The organism is Acidovorax sp. (assembly GCF_047607405.1).
In the GTDB taxonomy this organism is placed as follows: Bacteria; Pseudomonadota; Gammaproteobacteria; order Burkholderiales; family Burkholderiaceae_C; genus Acidovorax.
Map to the genome: position 1 here is coordinate 1 of NZ_JASGDA010000082.1, position 2,615 is coordinate 2,615.

The following is a 2,615-nucleotide window of genomic DNA, read 5'->3' on the forward strand; positions in this document are numbered from 1 at the left end:
CTCTGGCTCGCGCAAGAGCATCTCGATACGGAGACGGCCCTGGCGGAGAGCGGCGTGCCGTTCGTGCTGCTGCGCAACGGTTGGTACAACGAAGTGTTCACCTGGCGCCTGCCGCTTGCCATGAAGCAGGGCGTGCTCATGGGCGCGGCGGGCGATGGCCGGTTCTCGTCGGCGGCGCGCTCCGACTACGCCAGGGCTGCGGCGGTGGTGCTGGCCGGCGAAGGTCACGCGGGCAAGACCTACGAACTCGCCGGCGATGGCTCCTTCACGTTGGAGGAACTGGCGACGGTCGTGACCGAAGCATCGGGCCAGCCGCTGGTGTATCAGAACCTGTTATCGGAGCAGTTCCAGGCGTCCGCGATCCAGTCTGGCGTGCCGGAGGCCGTGGCGCACATCCTGTCCGACACGGACGCCGGCGTAGCCAAGGGCGCACTCTTCGATGACGGCCGGCAGCTCTCGCGTCTCATCGGGCGGCCGACCACGCCGTTCCAGGACACGATCCGGGCCTTCGTGCGCGACCAAAAGGCAGGCGTCTCGGCCCCAGGCCACCACTGAGCCGGCCGTGCGCCTGACGCAAAGGCTGCCGCGTCCGCGCGGCCAGCCTTCGTCTGTCCGACTTCTCCCACCCAACCCTGTCCAAGATGCACCCCATGACGCAACCCACCCTGCACTACATCTACGACCCGCTGTGCGGCTGGTGCTATGCCGCCGGCCCGCTGATCGAAGCGGCCGCCAACGCTGGCGTGCCCATCGGCCTTCACGGCGGCGGCCTGTTCGGCAGCCCCACGCGCGTTGATCCAGCCAAGCGCAACTACATGCGGCAAAGCGATGGGCGCATCGCCGAGTTGGCTGGTGTCCGCTTCGGCCCCGCCTATCTCGACGGGCTGCTGGCCGATCCGGCCACCGTCTTCTGGTCGCGGCCCGTCATCGCCGCCATCGTGGCCACCGGGCGCGTGAAGGAGGGCGCAGGTCTGCCGATGCTGCGGGCCATCCAGCGCGCGCACTACGTCGAGGGCCGCCGCGTCGTCGAGAACGAGGTGCTCCGCGATCTGGCGGAATCCATTGGCCTGGCCGCCGGGGACTTCGCCCAGGCGCTGGCGCATGCGGCGGTGGACGAGCACATCGCCGCGACCCGCAGCCTGATGGCGCGCGCCGGGGTGCAGGGGTTTCCCGGCTTCCTGCTGGAGCGCAGCGGCCGTTTGGCGCGCGTCGAGCACGTGTCCTTTTATGGCCACCCGGCCGATTTCGTGAACGCCATCGCGACGCTCGATCAGGCCTCGACATGAGCATGCCCAGCATGGTGACTTCAGAAGCCACGAGGAAGCCCGGCCTTGCCCACGCGGTGTTGGCTCTTGGCGGGTTCGCCATCGGCACCACCGAGTTCGCGGCCATGAGCTTTTTGCCGGCCTTTTCGTCTGCGCTGGGCGTGGACGTACCGACCGGCGGGCATGCCATCAGCGCTTATGCGCTGGGCGTCGTCGCGGGCGCGCCGGTGCTGGCCATCGTCGGCGCGCATCTGAACCGCCGCCTGCTCCTCGTCCTGCTGCTGGCCTGGTTCGGCCTGGGCAACTGCCTCAGCGCGATGGCCCCGGGCTTCGACGCGTTGATCGCGCTGCGGTTCGTCACGGCGATTCCTCACGGCGCCTATTTCGGGATCGCGGTGCTCGTCGCCACCGGCATGGTTCCCGAGCAGAGACGGGGCGTTGCGATCGGGCGCGTGCTGTTGGGGCTGACCCTGGCCACCACCATCGGCGCGCCCGTGGCCAACCTCATCTCGCAATGGCTGGGCTGGCGCTGGGGCTTCGGCGCACTGGGCCTGCTGTCGTTCATGGCCGCCGCGCTGATCCTCTTCGTCATCCCGGCTCAGGCGCGCGTCGCCGGCGCATCGGCATTGCAAGAGCTACAGGCGCTGCGCCGCCCGCAGGTCTGGCTGAGCCTGGTAATCGGCGCCATCGGCTTCGGCGGGCTGTTCGCCGTCTACACCTATCTCGCCTCCACGCTGGAACTGGTGACGAAGGCACCCGCGGACGCCATTCCCATCGTCCTGGCCATCTTCGGGGTCGGCATGACGTGCGGCAACCTGGCCGCGCCCCACCTCGCCAGGCGCGGCCCCCTGCCGGCCGTCGGCATGCTGTTGGCCTGGAGTGCGCTGGCGCTTGCCCTCTACCCGCTGGCTGTCAACCATGTGTGGTCGGTCGCGGCGGCGGTATTCATGATCGGCTTGGGCGGCGGCCTGGGCGCCGTGTTGCAGATGCGCTTCATGGACGTCGCCGGCCATGCGCAAGGGCTGGCCGCCTCGCTCAACCACGCCGCCTTCAACGTGGCCAACGCCCTGGGGCCGTACCTGGGCGGCCTCGCCATTGGCGCGGGTTACGGCTGGGCGTCGACGGGCTGGGTTGGTTGCGGCCTGGCGCTGGGCGGGCTGGTGTTCTGGGCGCTGGCGCTCGCGTATGAACGTCGCGCGGTGAAATTCAGCCAGTTGCGCTAGCTAGAGCATTTTTGATTTATGTGCTGACATACCCAGCCGATGCGAAGTAGTTCGCGCACTCCTGGGGCGAGAACTGCTCGAGCAACTGGCCGATGTGCTCCCAAAGCGCATCGACGGTGCGCTTGCC

At 68.9% G+C, this 2,615-nt stretch carries 2 protein-coding genes and 1 pseudogene; all 3 read left to right on the top strand.

Annotated features, from left to right (window positions below; genetic code table 11):
- Nucleotides 1–555: pseudogene (locus tag QM569_RS09490) on the top strand (KR domain-containing protein); the annotation flags it as partial.
- A 95-nt stretch (nucleotides 556–650) separates the two neighbouring features.
- On the top strand, nucleotides 651–1,286 hold the full coding sequence (locus tag QM569_RS09495) for a DsbA family protein (protein WP_414986987.1): 636 nt from the start codon (nucleotides 651–653) through the stop codon (nucleotides 1,284–1,286).
- Entirely contained in the window at nucleotides 1,283–2,488 is a 1,206-nt protein-coding gene (locus tag QM569_RS09500; protein WP_414986988.1) for an MFS transporter, read from the top strand. The genes QM569_RS09495 and QM569_RS09500 overlap by 4 nt, the downstream gene beginning before the upstream one ends.
- Nucleotides 2,489–2,615 lie beyond the last annotated feature (127 nt).

Bases quoted from the DNA above. Each gene is read 5' to 3' on its own strand.
- QM569_RS09495 (WP_414986987.1), top strand. From the start codon at position 651: ATGACGCAACCCACCCTGCACTACATCTACGACCCGCTGTGCGGCTGG.
- QM569_RS09500 (WP_414986988.1), top strand. From the start codon at position 1,283: ATGAGCATGCCCAGCATGGTGACTTCAGAAGCCACGAGGAAGCCCGGC.